This is a genomic window from Microbulbifer epialgicus (genome assembly GCF_041447265.1).
GTDB classification, from domain to species: domain Bacteria; phylum Pseudomonadota; class Gammaproteobacteria; order Pseudomonadales; family Cellvibrionaceae; genus Microbulbifer; species Microbulbifer epialgicus.
In genome coordinates this window covers 1-15,568 of the sequence record NZ_JBGMEK010000002.1, presented here as the reverse complement: position 1 = coordinate 15,568, position 15,568 = coordinate 1, and the positions used below count along the sequence as shown (strand labels likewise).

Annotated in this window: 17 protein-coding genes and 2 pseudogenes; 4 read left to right on the top strand and 15 right to left on the bottom strand. The window is 41.8% G+C overall.

Annotation, left to right across the window (positions count from 1 at the left end):
• Nucleotides 1-276 precede the first annotated feature (276 nt).
• On the top strand, nt 277-462 hold the full coding sequence (locus ACCI49_RS01430; RefSeq protein WP_371837187.1) for a hypothetical protein: 186 nt from the start codon (nt 277-279) through the stop codon (nt 460-462).
• A gap of 296 nt (nt 463-758) precedes the next feature.
• On the opposite strand, the gene ACCI49_RS01425 is transcribed toward ACCI49_RS01430, so the two are convergent.
• From ACCI49_RS01425 to ACCI49_RS01410, 4 genes are all read right to left on the bottom strand, one after another.
• Nucleotides 759-1,391 carry a class I SAM-dependent methyltransferase gene (locus tag ACCI49_RS01425; RefSeq protein WP_371837186.1) on the bottom strand — a complete coding sequence of 211 codons (633 nt, stop codon included), beginning with the start codon at nt 1,389-1,391 and terminating at the stop codon, nt 759-761.
• Between the two features lie 104 nt (nt 1,392-1,495).
• Nucleotides 1,496-1,759, bottom strand: coding sequence for a hypothetical protein (locus tag ACCI49_RS01420; RefSeq protein ID WP_371837185.1), 264 nt, complete (start codon nt 1,757-1,759; stop codon nt 1,496-1,498).
• Between the two features lie 967 nt (nt 1,760-2,726).
• Complete coding sequence (locus ACCI49_RS01415; RefSeq protein ID WP_371837184.1) at nt 2,727-3,212, bottom strand: hypothetical protein; 486 nt, start codon at nt 3,210-3,212, stop codon at nt 2,727-2,729.
• 484 nt (nt 3,213-3,696) lie between these two features.
• A complete protein-coding gene (locus tag ACCI49_RS01410) occupies nt 3,697-4,095 on the bottom strand; it encodes a GFA family protein (protein ID WP_371837183.1) in 399 nt (132 codons plus the stop codon).
• 135 nt (nt 4,096-4,230) lie between these two features.
• Between ACCI49_RS01410 and ACCI49_RS01405 the strand changes: the two genes are divergently transcribed.
• Complete coding sequence (locus tag ACCI49_RS01405) at nt 4,231-4,806, top strand: TetR/AcrR family transcriptional regulator (protein ID WP_371837182.1); 576 nt, start codon at nt 4,231-4,233, stop codon at nt 4,804-4,806.
• A 185-nt stretch (nt 4,807-4,991) separates the two neighbouring features.
• Here the strand turns inward: ACCI49_RS01405 and ACCI49_RS01400 are convergent, their stop codons facing one another.
• From ACCI49_RS01400 to ACCI49_RS01365, 8 genes and pseudogenes are all read right to left on the bottom strand, one after another.
• Complete coding sequence (locus ACCI49_RS01400) at nt 4,992-5,270, bottom strand: GFA family protein (protein WP_371837181.1); 279 nt, start codon at nt 5,268-5,270, stop codon at nt 4,992-4,994.
• Nucleotides 5,271-5,392: 122 nt separating this feature from the next.
• Nucleotides 5,393-5,752 carry a nuclear transport factor 2 family protein gene (locus ACCI49_RS01395; protein WP_371837180.1) on the bottom strand — a complete coding sequence of 120 codons (360 nt, stop codon included), beginning with the start codon at nt 5,750-5,752 and terminating at the stop codon, nt 5,393-5,395.
• A gap of 1,376 nt (nt 5,753-7,128) precedes the next feature.
• The gene (locus ACCI49_RS01390; RefSeq protein ID WP_371837179.1) at nt 7,129-8,445 is read right to left on the bottom strand and encodes a tubulin alpha chain; all 1,317 of its coding nucleotides are present in this window, start codon (nt 8,443-8,445) and stop codon (nt 7,129-7,131) included.
• 50 nt (nt 8,446-8,495) lie between these two features.
• Nucleotides 8,496-9,869 (bottom strand): FtsZ/tubulin family protein, encoded by a 1,374-nt coding sequence (locus tag ACCI49_RS01385; protein WP_371837178.1) that lies wholly within the window; start codon nt 9,867-9,869, stop codon nt 8,496-8,498.
• Between the two features lie 193 nt (nt 9,870-10,062).
• Nucleotides 10,063-11,064, bottom strand: a pseudogene (tnpC, locus tag ACCI49_RS01380) (IS66 family transposase).
• 52 nt (nt 11,065-11,116) lie between these two features.
• A complete protein-coding gene (locus tag ACCI49_RS01375) occupies nt 11,117-11,419 on the bottom strand; it encodes an IS66 family transposase zinc-finger binding domain-containing protein (protein WP_371837177.1) in 303 nt (100 codons plus the stop codon).
• Nucleotides 11,420-11,441: 22 nt separating this feature from the next.
• Nucleotides 11,442-11,831: a dockerin type I repeat-containing protein gene (locus tag ACCI49_RS01370; RefSeq protein WP_371837176.1), complete on the bottom strand. Its 390-nt coding sequence runs from the start codon at nt 11,829-11,831 to the stop codon at nt 11,442-11,444.
• Nucleotides 11,807-11,983, bottom strand: a complete 177-nt coding sequence (locus tag ACCI49_RS01365) for a hypothetical protein (RefSeq protein ID WP_371837342.1) — start codon at nt 11,981-11,983, stop codon at nt 11,807-11,809. The genes ACCI49_RS01370 and ACCI49_RS01365 overlap by 25 nt, the downstream gene beginning before the upstream one ends.
• Nucleotides 11,984-11,987: 4 nt before the next feature.
• Here ACCI49_RS01365 and ACCI49_RS01360 point away from each other — a divergent pair.
• Nucleotides 11,988-12,119: pseudogene (locus ACCI49_RS01360) on the top strand (IS256 family transposase); the annotation flags it as partial.
• 137 nt (nt 12,120-12,256) lie between these two features.
• Here the strand turns inward: ACCI49_RS01360 and ACCI49_RS01355 are convergent.
• A complete protein-coding gene (locus ACCI49_RS01355) occupies nt 12,257-13,015 on the bottom strand; it encodes a hypothetical protein (protein ID WP_371837175.1) in 759 nt (252 codons plus the stop codon).
• A gap of 897 nt (nt 13,016-13,912) precedes the next feature.
• On the opposite strand from ACCI49_RS01355, the gene csrA reads away from it, so the two are divergent.
• Entirely contained in the window at nt 13,913-14,104 is a 192-nt protein-coding gene (gene csrA, locus ACCI49_RS01350; protein ID WP_371837174.1) for a carbon storage regulator CsrA, read from the top strand.
• Between the two features lie 371 nt (nt 14,105-14,475).
• On the opposite strand, the gene ACCI49_RS01345 is transcribed toward csrA, so the two are convergent.
• Nucleotides 14,476-15,012, bottom strand: coding sequence for a DUF5615 family PIN-like protein (locus ACCI49_RS01345; RefSeq protein ID WP_371837173.1), 537 nt, complete (start codon nt 15,010-15,012; stop codon nt 14,476-14,478).
• Nucleotides 15,013-15,088: 76 nt separating this feature from the next.
• The coding region (locus ACCI49_RS01340) for a hypothetical protein (RefSeq protein ID WP_371837172.1) at nt 15,089-15,568 on the bottom strand (480 nt) is incomplete at its 5' end.

Sequence of the window (15,568 nt, the reverse complement as noted above, 5' to 3'; positions counted from 1 at the left end):
TTGGTCGGATACGGCAGTGTTTACCCGCTAGCAGGAACTTTTTAATACTTGCGTACTGGCCCAAAGCTATGATCAAGGCAACACTCTTGATCATAGCGAGATGGAAAAGCTCAATGAGATTATTGTCCTTTAGCAAGAGCGGCTGATGGATATCAGCTGGTTTATACGCTGCCTTAATGAGTCTATTGCTCGCCAGACAAACGCCGAGGACAAGTGCAGTGACCGCATTTGGGGGGGCCTCAGGCTTAGCTGGATGAGCGAGCTCTGGCAGCCTGCATGACCTATGTGGATCTGGATCCTGCCTGGGCCAATATTGCCAAAACCCCCGGGAAGTCTGATTTCACCTCGATTCAACAGTGGATTCACGCAACTGCTATTGGCAGGCAGCCCAAAAATCTATTGCCAATGCTCGTTGGCGAGCGCCAAACTATGCCCAAGGGCCTACCTTTTCAGCTGGATTAGTATCTCGAACTGGTAGATTGGAGGAGCCACCAACTCAATCCACAGAAGCGAGGGGCAATTGATGAGAACATCCACCCAATTCTAAATCCCTTGTTTTTTGAGTAATGGATTCTGTTCATAGAAAGTGCATCTTCAAATTACGTAACTTTAACATCTTGATCAATATTGGCAGTCAAAATGTATTTATCTTTATAATCAAAAAAAACTTTCGAATTCTCTGTTAAAACGGATTGAGATAAGAAAAGCACTAATGCAAGTAAGATTTTTATACAAGCCCGACTAAATATAATTCCTCATTATGAGTCAATTTTACGCGCAATAATGAAAACTACCATATTATGCATGCCATGTTGCCATTGAACTTCAATTATAAATCCAGCTTCTTCAATTTCTTTCGCCAATTTTAATTTTGTTAGAATGAAGACATCGGGCATTAAGCCCATGAATTTTCCCAGAGGTGCTAAGAGCTTAATAAACCGTATATAAGAATTACCTAGACAAACAGTACTACTCACGAAAACACCACCAGGCTTGAGGATTCTAGCAACCTCTGCCAAAACATCTCTTCTATCTGGTAGTAAGTGAATAACATTTAAACCCAATACTGCATCAAAATTCTCAGACTCAGCATTAAATTCAATTAAAGTACCTCTGGTAAATTTAATATTATCGATGCAGGCTTCCCTGGCCTTAGTTCGACCAATCTCGAGCATGTTTTCGGATATATCTACCGCTTCAATATGTTGCACATGCGGAGCATGGTAAATCGCTGTAGTCCCTGTTCCACAACCAAACTCCAAAATATTCATATCGGGCGTAAAGAATTTCTGGGTATCTGAGAGCTTCTTCTGATAACTTGCCTCATCAGAGATAGGGCTTCGAGCATACCCCTCTGCTTTTCTATCCCAGAATTTATCAGATCTAGCCATATCAATTCCTATATAAATACCGAGGCATTATTGGCACTGACTTCTGACTCATAACGCCTCAAGCTGCGGCCCGAAGGGTCCGACAGCCTTAACATTTTATGTTTTTAAAACCCATTAAGGAAACCCCACAACTTATCCCAACGTTCAAGCTTTTCACCGGCACTCAACAGTCTTGGTTGAATTTGAATAGGGTTGCCAAGTTGATTCACGTCTTGCAATAAATTGGAATTTACTGCTCCGCGAAGCTGACCATTTATATTGCAGCCTACGGCTAGTAGTTCATTACAAGCTTTGCAATGGTAGAAATTAGCAAGCTGATCACCATTTTGTTTAGTTGAAATCCCATCACCAATGAAAACCACTGACATATTCGGATCACTTATAATAAGTGACGGGTTGGCTTGGCAATAATTACAATCGCAAACGCGCGGATTCAAACCTTCGAGCGGTCCAGCTAACTGAACTTCAACCCGCCAACGGTTACATTTACACGATCCCTTAAAGAGCATAATAAATAGCGCCAATTACGATGAAAGATACGCTCGCCTCAATCGCCGGAGGCTACTAGCGCCTTTTTGCCGGGATTGTGGCAAAAAAGGTGACAGCAACCGGAGATCAGATTGCAGGCACTTGGTACGCCCAGCATAGGCGTGAACTAATAGGGTGAAAGTCCCCTGTAGGAAGATCACCATTTAATGGCATTCCATTAAATGCTAACTACTAGCGAATGGCAACTGCAATACCGTGAGGTCTTTGGGGGGAGGATGCCGCTGGCAAAACTACGAGCTGACAAACAGAAACATCATATAAGGCTTAGCCTAGAGGCGAGGTAGCCAAGGACGCCGAAGCCATGTGATCTAATGGGTAGAGTAAATGATGCAGTTGTGTAGTGAAAGTTCACGTTCTTATCTGGGGAGGTCTGTTTAACTTGCTGCTGCTGACTCATAAGTAGGCCCAACCCGCTAACCACCATCGCGGGGGTAGAACAAAGTGGTGGAACACAGCAGCACCTTGGTCAGTAATGACCAAGGTGATTAGGCAGAAGTCAGCCGACGGCATAGTAGCCTAATGCCAAGATTAATACCTTGGTCATGGTGAAGGCTTGAACCTAAATCCATGAGTTAAAAGACAGGGCTAGCCTGCCGATATGTTTCCAGTCGGATATAAAGTTGAGGTAGCGCACTGCCATGACTCTCGACTCAAATGAAAACCTGCTCGACACTATCGTTGGGTAGAAATTCATTACGGATAGGGAGCCGCCCATTACAGACCCGCACGATGGGTGGTGTGGGGGCCGGTAGCTAGAAACCACCGACTACCCGATTTAATTTTCTGCTACCTCACTTTCAGATTCATAAACAATGGAAAATCCATTTTACACGGTGAACCCGAACATTTAGCGGGCTTAAATTCGGTCTCCCTCAATACCACAATTGCTAATTTAGTCATAAGCTCGCTCGGAGTATCGAATACAGAAATACTCTCTACCTTACCCTCTTCATCAATTAAAGCTATGATATGTAATTTCCCTTTTTTCAATAGCTTTTTATGCCCAGCATATATAGGCATATAGAGTTCCTGAAGCCCATTAACAGGAAATGGAGGCTCATCGCCTTCATTCAGATTTTCATATATGGAAGTGAATCTTTTCTTTTGAACCTCGCTGAGTTTTCCATAAGGTTTATCAAACGGGATATTCCAAGATATCGCCACTTGTTTGATGCGGCTTCCGTTACCTGGTTCAGTCTTAACATTGAACACTTCCGCACATATGCTGCTCGAGGAAATTAGTAACCAGATATATAAAATATATTTTCTCATCGTCCATTCTATACTTAAAAAAAGTAAGCGATCTTACCAGATCGTAGGTGAGAGTTGTATTTAGAGTACAGGGATAGCACCGCTGAACGCCAGGGCCTGGAAAGCTCAAAGGGGTGTGACATCAACAGACAAATACGGCTATTCAACAGAGGTCCACCTTCTTGCGAGCAGCACCGCACCAAAGTGATTTGGCAGAACTCAGCCGACAGCATAGTAGCCTAATGCCAAGATTACTACCTTGGTCATGGTGAAGGCTTGAACCTAAATCCATGAGTTAAAAGACAGGGCTAGCCTACCGATAGTTTTCCAATCGGATATAAAGTTGAGGTAGCGCACTGACATGGCACTCGACTCAAATGAAGACCTGCTCGACACTATCGTTGGGTAGAAATTTATTGCGGATAGGGAACTGTCCATTGCAGAACCGCACGATGGGTGGTGTGGGGCCGGTAGCTAGAAGCTACCGGCTACCCGATTTATATCCTTAGCTAAATAGTGGCACATCATCATGGATGTTCGACCAAGGTGGTTTTTCTGAGGTATACACTTGGATTTGTGGTGCTAGCTCATCAGTATAATTTTTAATTATACCTAGTGGTAAAACAAAATCGTCCGGGAAATGCTTCCCGTTAATAAGGTGAGTTGGTGTTCCACATGTGGAGCAGAAATTTTTGTATGATTTTTCGGTAGCTTGGTAACTGATAACCGAGTCTTCACCTTTAGATAATGAGAATTGTTCTTTTGGAACAACAGCATATGTACTGTGATCAGAGCCTTGTAACTTTCTACACATAGAGCAATGACACTTCACTACTGTCTTAATAGGAAGATCAAATTCCCAAGCTACAGAACTACAATGACAGCCGCCTTTTATTTTATTCAATTTCGCATCTCCGTGAAATATAACCGTTGATTATATTCATTTATTTTATTTTCTTCGGTTTAAGATAAAGCTACATGTTAAACGACATATAATATATGATACAGATCATATTAAATTGTAGGCACATAAGAACTCATGCCTTATACAAAAGAGCATAAGGAAATTACTCGTAGACGAATTCTTGAAAGCGCGTTCAGGCTTTTTACGGTCAAGGGTTTTGATGGCGTTACAGTGGATGGAGTGATGAATGATTGCGGACTCACCAGAGGAGCGTTTTATGCTCACTTTGACAGCAAGGCGGTGTTGTATCGCGAGTCCTTAAAATTTGCAGTCAATGGCACTAAACTTGCCGAACTTAAGCCAGATGGCACCACCGATAAGGCATGGCTATGCCAACTGCTTGATGGATACCTTAGCTTAGAGCATGTGCGGGGTGAATACCCATGTCCACTTGCATTTTTGGCTACGGACATAGCCATGCATGATGAAGAAACAAAAGCAACTTATGCAAATGTCTACGATGGCATGAACAAAGCAATTTTGGAATATGCTAAAAGCTATGTTGATTGCGACGAAGATGATATTTTGTCAGTAACTGCAATGCTCATTGGTGCGGTAGCCATAGCAAGAATCATAGGTAACGAGAATTCCGTTACAAAATTATTGCAAGCGTGTCGCCAACAGGCGGGATTGAAGTTAGGTGGAATATAACGCCCGCAATACATGACAAATTGGAGCGTAGCGAAAATTAGATCCGTGTGATTGTGCTTGTTAAAAATTTTACTCTTGACCTTCGTGAAACTGAAGCACACCTTCGGGTATAACTTCCCAATTTGCTTTCGAGCCAACGAAAATATGTTGGCTTATTTTGATATCTGGTGATCCGTTAAAACATCCTAAGGTGACTTGGAAAACCCTACCATTATGTATAGTGCGCAGTGTAGATCCACAGTTTTACAAAACTGTAAGCCATCCCCATGCTTGCCGACAAACGAGGTTAAGAGAGACTCGCCAGAAAGCCACTCAAATTCATCTGGATCTACAAAGGCTGATACAGATGCTTGCGCACTAAATGCCTTGCGACATCGAGAGCAATGGCAAGATTTTGCATCTCGAAGCTTTCCATTTACTCTATATTGAATGTTTCCGCAGAAACATTCGCCCGTTATAGGCATAAATTCCTCCATGATTCTTAACGCCCAGCACAGCGGCCGGCAAAGCTACAAGTAATTGCGCAACAATTTGAGTGACTGGTTTGACAGTCCGTTGCTACTGCTTGTTAGGGCTACCATGCTAATTACTCTTGGGGGATTGGCAAACCATGTTGTTTTAGAAAAGAAAGCTTATCCCAATACCCTCTTTGAAATACGATCTTTCCATATTGGACTTGAAAGAAACCACATCCACGCAAACCTAGAGGGTCTCTCCACTCTAAAATTGCCCAATCTCCATCTTGAAAGATATGCTCTACAATGCAGACCATTTCTGCCGAGGTAAATTCTTCTTCAAATCTAGCCCGAATTGCTTCTTTACCAACCACCTTATCATTAGCTACTTGATGGTTAATTGCATCGTCAGAATAGAAGCTCACTATCTGATCTACATCAGCTTTATTAAAGGCTTCTACCCAAGCTTGAACAACTTCTTTTGGCTCCATAACTCGAATCCTCTTAGGCCCTAACAGTGTATTCAAAAGAAGATGCATCATATCACTTGTAAGCATATCCCCAGAGTGGAAAGCCACTCTAATCAGGAAAAAACAGATAAATCAGCACGTTAGCTATTACCGGTGCGAAATTACCCTAGTGGATATGTTGCGGCCGCAATATATCTTGTTATTTTGTTCCTTTTGATCACAGGTGTAAACCATTAAAAAATCAGCAAGTTAGGCTATATGTTGCTGTGAATATGTGAAGCTGCTCTTGATCATTGGTGGTGACAGTACAATAAATCGCCAGAGGTTGAGCTGCATCTAAGGACAGTATAAAAAAGTGTGATGGATGATATCCGCTCAAATGATCTGTTAAAGCAGAGTACTTTATTAATTTTTTGGGTCAATGTATTCGAAAATATTTACCACCGTACCGAATAACCTTATCTTAAATACTTGATGAAAACAGCATTGCCTCCGCTAATAGGGTAGCTACTAAAAATCCACAGCAATAACCTAAAAGCCTGCAAGATACTTAGGCTATCGAGAGATCATTCCCATAGATACAGGGAAGGTGTTTCTAGTGGCGGTATTGATGATCTATTGTTTCTTGAATTTAATATGAGAGTCAGTGAAGAGTACTCATCCATTCTCCCTTTTCTATAGGCAACTGAAATTTTTCGCAGTATGCACATTAAGAAATATAGGCACAAAAAGGATCTTATTGGAATTTATTCAGTTTGTTTTAGTGTCAAAGCTGCGTAAAATCGATAGATATTTATTGGTATTTTGGCCGGAATTGGGTGGCCTTTTGAAGGCCGATGACCAAAGACCAAAGGGATTCGAGAGAATCAAGCGATCCAGGAATTTTCTAAAGAACCACCCTCTCATAGAAGAACGGTAGCGTGACGTAAGAGACAGTAAAAGGCGCTGACCCAAGGTGCAGCAACACCAGGGGCCAGCTAACCAAATTGATAATCAGAGTATCAAAATGGCTATATGGATCATACGCTAGAAACCCGCTCGTCTTCAATAAAGTGGAGTACATCCAGCGGCTTGGAGCGATTCCTCAAGCTCTGGAGGCGTTGTGCCTGCCTTTTCTTTTCTATGCCTACCGTTCCCGCGCACCACCCTGTATTTCCTCACAGCGTTACTTTCTCAGCCTTCCATAAGGGAAGGTCTAACCATGGTTTGAGTATCAGTAGGATGATCTTAAAGCGTAAGCGATGAGTCAATGACATTCCACAGAGTTACACCGACCTCGACATAAAAATACATACGACTATCAAAACGCGTACTTGTATGGCGTTAAGTTTAAAAAACCCGAAGCAGCCCCTTAACTTGCACGGAAAACAGATGCCCGTATTTTTTAGAAAAATATTTTATTCTTTCTCTTCCTCTTTCTCGTCAACCGCTGGTGTTGTTGCATCTGAGTAGTCTTTAAGCAAAAAGTTAAAATTTTCAAATGCATCATCAAAATCTTTTGCTACCATTCCTGCTTCATAGTACTGATGTAGATATGCACCGCTCGTACGTATAAGCTTGGCTGGCTGAATTACATTCGTGTCAAAAAACTTCATTATTCCGCTATTATTTCCAAGTATTGTTACCGTGGCATCCTCTCGGTCGACATGGTCAAACACTGGCCTGACAGAAGAATGCAGACTTGATCGAATTTGACCAGGAAACCAATGTTTAAACTGTCCTGCATATTTCAAATTAAACCAGGTCATCGCGGAGTTTATGGCCTCTGTATTAAGATTACCCCAGAAAATAAAATCCATTCCCAGATATTTGTCAGTATCCCAGTTGAAATCAGGAATACTCGCTATAAAATCCCTCGGATCGAAGGCTGACTCGCTTAATCTCTGTGCGGAATTATCTGCACCGAAGCGACTGGAATCAATAGCTTCATGAACTGCAAGCATAAAGCTAAAGCGAGGGAAGGGCACAAGATTATCAATTAATTCACGAATACTTTTATATGCCCCATTCTGATCTCTAATGGGCGCTGTGACATCAGAGATAATACAAGCAATCTTGTTATTTTCGTTTATCTGTTGTGAATGGGAATCTCTAAGATATTTGAAAGTACTGTTTTCTAGCACCACTGTCATATCCGCATCACGCAGAAGCTTATGACTTGACATTAGTGAATTATATGGCGAAGTTGCATTCGCTTCTAAAGCTGAAGGATAAACCGCAAAAACCAGACGCGGTATTTTCAGATATTTTTGCCTTAGTTGCTCCAGGATTAAAGCCCCTAAACCCGCTCCGGTCCCACCACCAGTACTCATAAAAATCATGAATCCCTGAATAGAATCACAGTTATCTTCTATTTTTCGGATTTTATCGAACACGGTATCTATGACTTTTTTTCCTTGCTCGTACCCTCTTGCATAGACTCCGCCAGTACCGCTATCACCGGAAACTAAATAATCCTCGTGAAAGAGTGCCCCCATCTCATGCTGTTTTACTTCGTTAATCGTACGTGGATCAAGGTCTACAAATAGGCTTCTCGGAACCTTGGCCCCAAACCCAGTTTCCTGAAATAATGTTTCTGATGCCTTAGTACTTATTTCCCCGGTTGGTTTTCCCTGCGTATCCAAACCCGATTCTCTGCGAAGTAAATCCCAGAAACTCAAGCCAATTCGACAACCAGCCCCACCAATATGAATACTTATAATTTCGTTTGCCATGTTTAATGTCCCATAATTTTTTATCTTTTCTCAAGCTCTAAACTCGAAAACTATTCTTCCTCTTCAGGGGAGCCCGTACCTGAGCCAGGACCAGAACCTTGATTTTCAATGACAATTTTTTCTACTTCTTCATATTTGGAAATCAAGTTTAAAACGGTCACATTCGCGGCTTCTAACTCCATTTGATGCATCCCTTCGCCCTTGTACCAGTGCAAAAATGCCTTTCGTGAATACATCTCGTGAAAATGTTCAGAAATTCTCTGAAACAAAGATTTAATTGCCGTTGAGTTAGCAATAAAAATTCCACTTATTTTTGAATGCGTAGTTGGCGTGGAAAGATGGGATGTTCCGAAGTTATTTGGTATCCATTGTGCCAACTCACTGTCTAGGCGGGACTTTATTCTTTCCCTTTCCTGGTAAACTTCAAGGTCTGTTGTATTGCCGCGAATGATTAATCGGGAATTTAGTATTTTACCATTAACGAAATCAGTTCCTGTCATATTATTTATGTCGGATATTGCCTGCACGGCGATTTCGTTAATCCTTACATTCAGCTTACCAATTGCTTCCTCAGGATATATCGGTGCTCCACCAAAGATAACAAAATTAAACCCCGGGTAGCTGACCATTTGTGCAACTATATCTCGCAATACCCACGGTTTATACCCCAGCCGAAGGGGAGAGGTTGAATCACGAATAATATTGGCGATAGTCCAACTAAAATCTGAAGATTTCGGATTTTTGTTCTTTAGAACGAAATGCATCATGCTGAAAATTGCACCCGCGTCGATAACAAACACAAGATCTGCATGTTTGCTCAGCTGGTGTATCGTGAGTGTCGCGTTATAAGGCTCAACGACAACATCAGATACTTTTGGAGAAGGAAATACCGAATAAGTCACACAGCATAAATCGGGGTTCATTGTTTTAATTTTGCTTAAAATTAAACTACCAAGACCAGAACCGGTACCACCACCCAATGAATGAAACAGGATTACTCCCTGAGGATTCGCACAGGCATCCAGTTCTTTTTTAACTCCTGCCATAATTTCATTTATGAGTTCAGCACCCTTGGTGTAAAACCCTTTTGCCCAGTTATTGTTAGTACCTTCTGTGCTAAAAAAGTAGTTATCTGTCAAAAGAAGTTTGCTGATAGAAGAAGCTCTTAGACTATCCAGAGTGGCCGGATCTAGATCTACATTTATGGTTCTAGGCAAGTATTTACCATCACTCGTTTTTTTAAAAAAAACCTCGATATTTTCTAACAGTTCGCTAGAAATTGAGGAAGTATCCACTATCGTGCCAGTGTTGTCGATACCGTATTCCTGGCGCAATTGATCCCAAAAAACCTCTCCGACCTGATTACCACAGCCACCAACCTGGATACAAAGAATTTCCTGTGACGATTGTCTCTGCGTTGACATGCTTTTCTCCTGATTCAAAGGGTATATGTCTTACCCAAAAAAACTCATATTTATAAAGTATTACTACTTTGGTAACACCATTAGAGGAGACGTTACATTCTGTTTTCGTATATCTTTTCTGCTTGAGATCATATTTCAATGAAAACTAGGTTTCGTTTACAATAGGTTTTAGAAACTGATGGACTGTATCTATTCACTGTAAGCGTTGAACCAAGCACCTTCTAGCCAAGCTCCATATTCCAAGGCAATAATGCTTCAATCCCCTCAACACAACTGGCATTGGGGAGTTCTTTAAAAAAAGCGTTAAATAGCCATACGGATTAAGGTTGTTTGCCTTAGCCGTCTCAACAAGTGAATATAGATTCGTGCTCGCTTTTGCTCCCGCTTGGCTTTTTGAAAATAGCCAGTTTTTCCTTCCCGCTGTAAAGGGACGGATTGCGCTTTCCGCAAGATTATTATCAATGGAGTAATGACCGTCCTCAATGTAGGCCGCAAGCCTATTCCATTGGTGTCTCAGATAGACAAGCGCTTTACCAATGGCTGTACTTGGTGGAACATTCAATAAGCTTTTTTCCATCCACGATTTTAATTTTTCGAGAATCGGTTTTGCTTGTGTTTATCGATACTCAAAACGTTTATCAGGCGGTTCGTTTTTAATTTTCTTTTCAATCACATAAAGCTTTTGAATATAAGCTAATGCTTGATCAGCTTTACCTGTTTTTCCTTTAGGTTGTAGCTTTTAGGCTTCCACAAATTTTCTTCTTGCATGCGCTAGACAGCCAAGGCGTAGAATCCCATATTGGTTGCAGGCGTTTTGACAGGCCTCATACCCATCCACCATGATGCCCGGAACAGATTTATTGAGTAGCTCAACTGGAACACTCTGGCTTCGTGTCGGGGCATAGTGGAACACGGTTGCAGGATTATCCTTAAATGTAGCCATTAATCAAAGGTAGATTTTACTTTACACAGTTTTTCCTGGCTCATCAAGAACTTGTAAGGTGGTTTCGTCGAGATGTAATACCTGCTGCTGATGTAGATGATCGACCAGCAGATTAATCAGTGGTTGGACCAACTTTCCGACGCGCACCATCCAGTTCGCCAGGTTGCTGCGATCTAGAATAAAGCCGGCTCGCTCCAAAATTGCACTTTGCCAATAGAGTGGTAATGCATCACAATATTTTTTAACAGCGATGTAGGCAAGTAAACCAGGGCTGGCAATGCTCTTTTCAATGGGCTGCTTGGGTTTACTGGCGGTGACAATGTGTTGATCGCAAACGGGGGCATGCGTACTTCAAACGCTTATGGCGTAACACCTTGATCTGTGCTGGAATGATGTCCAACTGCTCGTGATCTTCACTGCCAATGAGTTTCAGTTCAGCACCATCATGCGGGCAGGTCTTTTCTGATTCTGGGAGGACATGAATAATCTCTTCGCGAGGATAGGCGTCTCCGGTACGCACCGTGGCTGTGAGTGCTTCTTCCTTACATCCGGTTAGCAGGGTGAGTAAGGCCGATACGACAAAAAATTTCGCAATTAGAGTTTTCATTTCCCTTTCCCTTTCCCTTTCCCTACTTCTTATTGATTTTCTGGGCACGCATGGCGAGGCGCTCAATAACAATGACGTCGCCAAGATCGATGCTGCCGTTGGCATTGACATCACCGTGTCCAGCTTTTAATTGATCTTCGCTGGCCTGCTCCAGCCCCATGGCGATACGTTTCACGGTGATGACATCCACTAGATCCACCGTGCCGTCATTGCTGAGATCTCCATGCAGGTAATAGGGGTCTGTTCCCCGGGCAAACTCTTCCAGGTTACTCATACCATCGCCGTCGCTATCGAGGCTGGCATCAGCAGCACTGTTGGGGTTCAGTTTATGAGCAAGCTCGAAGGCATCGGGCATGCAGTCGTTGTCAGCATCGCCGGAGTTGGCCATTAGGGTTTGTGCAGATGCTGACATCGCTTCGGTACATCGGTGACTGTGATCACGCCATTGGTAACCGTATGTGGAATCGTTTCACCACCGATAATGCCATCTGGTGTTGTTGCCAATGTGCTGATTACATCCAGGGCGGTCACTTCCAGGGTGACCTCTCCAGAATCCGCCAGCAAAACACTGAAGCTTCTTTACGCCGGTATACTAAAAGCCTCCGAACGCTGGACACACCCGATTCAAAATCGGAATCTGACACTGTCACAGCTAGCGATCCGCTTTCCAAATCGCTTGGAGAAATACATCAGTCTATAGCTGCTTGGCTGACACAGAGTTTTGACCACCTTCTCATAGCTACAAAGCTAATTCAGAACTTCGTGGGGCTACCAACAATTAAAACTAGTAGCCCTCAAGTATTCTTTATGGTGGCTCAAAATTACGTTTGATAAACACTAAAATATGCTCAAAGCATCCCGTAATACTTGATGCTTGAACTTACTGTTTTCTCCTAATATACCACTGAAATAGATATCGCTATCCAGCTTATCGCCATGGATGCTCTTGTTTGGCCACCTATCCTTGTTTTTACCAATAGAATCTACAAATAACTCTACCGCCCCATCAAAAGGTTCTATAGCTACGATTTCATTAGGAACCCAACCTCTAACATTGAATTTATGATTAAGGTCGAAATCAACCGTCACATTTATCCAGTATTGTGTTTCTCTGCCGTCATCATCTACATCATAATATATAAAGTCATCTTGCCTCCATGCTAAAAAACCATCAGTAGACTTGAGAAAATACCAAGATAAATCAAGTAACTCCATGCAACGTTCAATACTTGGAGGCTCAGCATCATTATGTTCAATGTCATTCCTGACAGTCATAAGCTTTTTCAACATAAGAGGTCGAACTAGATTAAATGTTTCAAGAAGCTCTAAATATCCTTTGGGGGATAATTCTAAGGATATCTCTCTAAAGCCATATACGTACTCAATGAACTTTAATCGCTGATTCAAACAACGTTTCAAAGTTGAAATCGCGTCAACTCGGTGCAACTCATCATTATTAGAGTTAAGGATAGACTCGGCATGATTCCACAGTTCATAAGCCCGCATTCGGTCCTTATGGCTAGTTTCCGAAGAGCTTTGTGAACGCACATTCCAATCTAGAACTAGTTTATCCACCCAAATCCTGTTGTCTTCCATAATCTGTCTTGTTTAACGGTGTATTCAAAAGAAGCTGTATCATATCATTAGTCAACTTATCCCAAGAATGGACACTCATCTTAAACAGAAAAATATATCAATCAGCTGATAAGTAAGTGCTGATGCTAATACAAGGCATATTACTTCTCTCGCACAACGGCATAAATCTATAAAAATCAATAAGTTAGATGTCAGAAATTAAATCCAATGCCTTTAAGCTCTGCAAGATACTTTTAGACTTTCGAGAGAAAATTCTTATCGATTCAAGAAAGTTATTTCTAGTGGCGGTATTGTTGATCTATTAATTTTCTAATTAAAACGTGAGATTTGGTGAAGAGCGCAATCTTTGCCAACTGAAAGTTTTCAAGCACAAACGAACAAAAATATAGGCACAAAAATGATCTTATTGGAATTTATTCAGTTTGTTTTAGTGTCAAAGCTGCGTAAAATCGATAGATAATTATTGGTATTTTGGCCGGAATTGGGTGGCCTTTTGTAGGCCGATGACCAAAGACCAAAGGGATTCGAGAGAATCAAGAGATCCAGGAATTTTCTAAAGAACCACCCTTTCACAGGAGAACGGTAGCGTGACGTAAGAGCAAGTAAAAGGCGCTGACCCAAGGTGCAGCAACACCAGGGGCCAGCTAACCAAATTGATAAACACAGTATCAAAATGGCTATATGGATCATACGCTAGAAACCCGCTCGTCTTCAATAAAGTGGAGTACATTCAGCGGCTTGGGGCGATTCCCCAAGCTCTGGAAGCGTTGTGCCTGCCTTTTCTTCTTCTACGCTTACCGTTCCCGCGCACCACCCCGTATTTCCTCACAACGTTACTTTCTCAGCCTTCCATCAGAGAAGGTCTAGCCATGGTTTGAGTATCAGTAGGAAATAACTATGTTGATCTTAAAGCGCCGGACTGGTGAAAACTTAAGGATTGGAGCTAATGTCTCAATTACAGTCTTGGAAGTTAAGGGTAATCAGGTGAAGATAGGAATACGTGCTCCCAGATCCCTGCCCGTGTACCGTGAGGAAATATATATACGTGTGGAAAAGGAACGGACACAGGGGGGGGGGGGGAATCGTTGATAACCTGGTCGGGACTATGGAACGCTTTCATCATTGGCGTGCCATGGGGCAAGTCTGACGCCCCCGTTCGCCATAGATCTAAAGTCTTTTATATTACGAAAGTCGTAGCTAGACGGGCTATTTTTGATGCTTGTAGCTAGCTTGGAAATGTAATCCTTGCCTCGCTCAAAGTAGTGTTGAGACTCTACCTCGTTGAGATGTATTGCCACTTCATATAGGCCAACTGAGCCACACATTACTGACAAGTAATAATCGTTGGAGTCCTTGTATAAGACGTAGCTCCACTTCTTTGATTCGATAGTTTGCATAAGACTTACCGCCCGCATCAGTCCTCGAAGCAACCAAGCAGCTTGGTTAGCTGCACGTACTCATTAAGTTTTTTCCAGTTTAAATACATGGTTTCGGTCATTAAGATCATACACAGTGCTTGTTAGCTTTCCTGCTTGATCTAAATAAAATTTCTCCCAATGACCATTTTCTCGAATTATGATTTTGGTCTGGTATATTAGCCCTACACCATTTGATAGAAAACTACATAGATGTGCTGTTTTATCCATTAGACCGCGATCGTTGCTGTCTTTATGAGGTAGAACAACAACTCCAAAACTTTTTCTGAGTGGATATATCCTGTTATCCAAGAAGTCATCATCGTGTGTTAAAATTGTTCTTCGTTCCGTTTGGCAATATCTCCAGATATTTTCATCTGGTTTCCCTACGAGATTACTTTCCCATACATCTGTAACGTTGTATCCCCAATCTCTTAAAAGCTCGACTCCATACGGTCCTAGGTTTTCGTCGATAAAGTATTTCGTTTTCTTTTCAAAAGAAAAGCCATACTCACGCCTAAAATCCTTCTTTAGTTCTTTAAATCTATCTATATCAGAGCTATCTAACTGTGTCCAAGGCATACTCTTTCCGTAAATTTAATGTCCACCGCAACGGTGAGCAATCTGTTGCGATTCCAGCTTTTGAAGCAAGTGACTTTTAGGTTCTTCTGTATTCATCTAGTAGTTGGTAAAAAGTTTCTATTGAATTTTTATGATGAACATTTGTAGCAGCAGCGTCAAAATCAGACCATATAATTTTTTGAGGATCATGGCCTAGCTCAACAGCAAGAATCATATTTGCCCATCCAGCAGTTGATTCATAAAAACCATACTTACGTGCAACAAAGTCATGGAAACCTTTAAAATTATTGTGGGAGTCATTTAAATCTTGATTATCTTTAAGAGCAAAATTATAGCCATTTATGAAAGAGCGTATATGAGATAGGGTCTCTACACTGGTATACATACCAGTCCGTAATTTAATTATTTCGAGTAATTCGTATATGTCCATAAAGAAATCTATCGCTCTGGTCATGTGCTCACGCCTCAAAGCAGTGGCTTCCACGTGCGCTGGCTTGTATGGTTGTTCTTGTCTGATTCTGATGTTGAAAACCTTTTTCGCTAACGGGTAAATTGA

Excerpts from the sequence above, each read along its gene's own strand:
- ACCI49_RS01430 (WP_371837187.1), top strand. The coding sequence starts at position 277 with ATGACCTATGTGGATCTGGATCCTGCCTGGGCCAATATTGCCAAAACC.
- ACCI49_RS01425 (WP_371837186.1), bottom strand. The coding sequence starts at position 1,391 with ATGGCTAGATCTGATAAATTCTGGGATAGAAAAGCAGAGGGGTATGCT.
- ACCI49_RS01420 (WP_371837185.1), bottom strand. The coding sequence starts at position 1,759 with ATGTCAGTGGTTTTCATTGGTGATGGGATTTCAACTAAACAAAATGGT.
- ACCI49_RS01415 (WP_371837184.1), bottom strand. The coding sequence starts at position 3,212 with ATGAGAAAATATATTTTATATATCTGGTTACTAATTTCCTCGAGCAGC.
- ACCI49_RS01405 (WP_371837182.1), top strand. The coding sequence starts at position 4,231 with ATGCCTTATACAAAAGAGCATAAGGAAATTACTCGTAGACGAATTCTT.
- ACCI49_RS01400 (WP_371837181.1), bottom strand. The coding sequence starts at position 5,270 with ATGCCTATAACGGGCGAATGTTTCTGCGGAAACATTCAATATAGAGTA.
- ACCI49_RS01395 (WP_371837180.1), bottom strand. The coding sequence starts at position 5,752 with ATGGAGCCAAAAGAAGTTGTTCAAGCTTGGGTAGAAGCCTTTAATAAA.
- ACCI49_RS01390 (WP_371837179.1), bottom strand. The coding sequence starts at position 8,445 with ATGGCAAACGAAATTATAAGTATTCATATTGGTGGGGCTGGTTGTCGA.
- ACCI49_RS01385 (WP_371837178.1), bottom strand. The coding sequence starts at position 9,869 with ATGTCAACGCAGAGACAATCGTCACAGGAAATTCTTTGTATCCAGGTT.
- ACCI49_RS01375 (WP_371837177.1), bottom strand. The coding sequence starts at position 11,419 with ATGAAAACTCTAATTGCGAAATTTTTTGTCGTATCGGCCTTACTCACC.
- ACCI49_RS01370 (WP_371837176.1), bottom strand. The coding sequence starts at position 11,831 with ATGTCAGCATCTGCACAAACCCTAATGGCCAACTCCGGCGATGCTGAC.
- ACCI49_RS01355 (WP_371837175.1), bottom strand. The coding sequence starts at position 13,015 with ATGGAAGACAACAGGATTTGGGTGGATAAACTAGTTCTAGATTGGAAT.
- csrA (WP_371837174.1), top strand. The coding sequence starts at position 13,913 with ATGTTGATCTTAAAGCGCCGGACTGGTGAAAACTTAAGGATTGGAGCT.
- ACCI49_RS01345 (WP_371837173.1), bottom strand. The coding sequence starts at position 15,012 with ATGCCTTGGACACAGTTAGATAGCTCTGATATAGATAGATTTAAAGAA.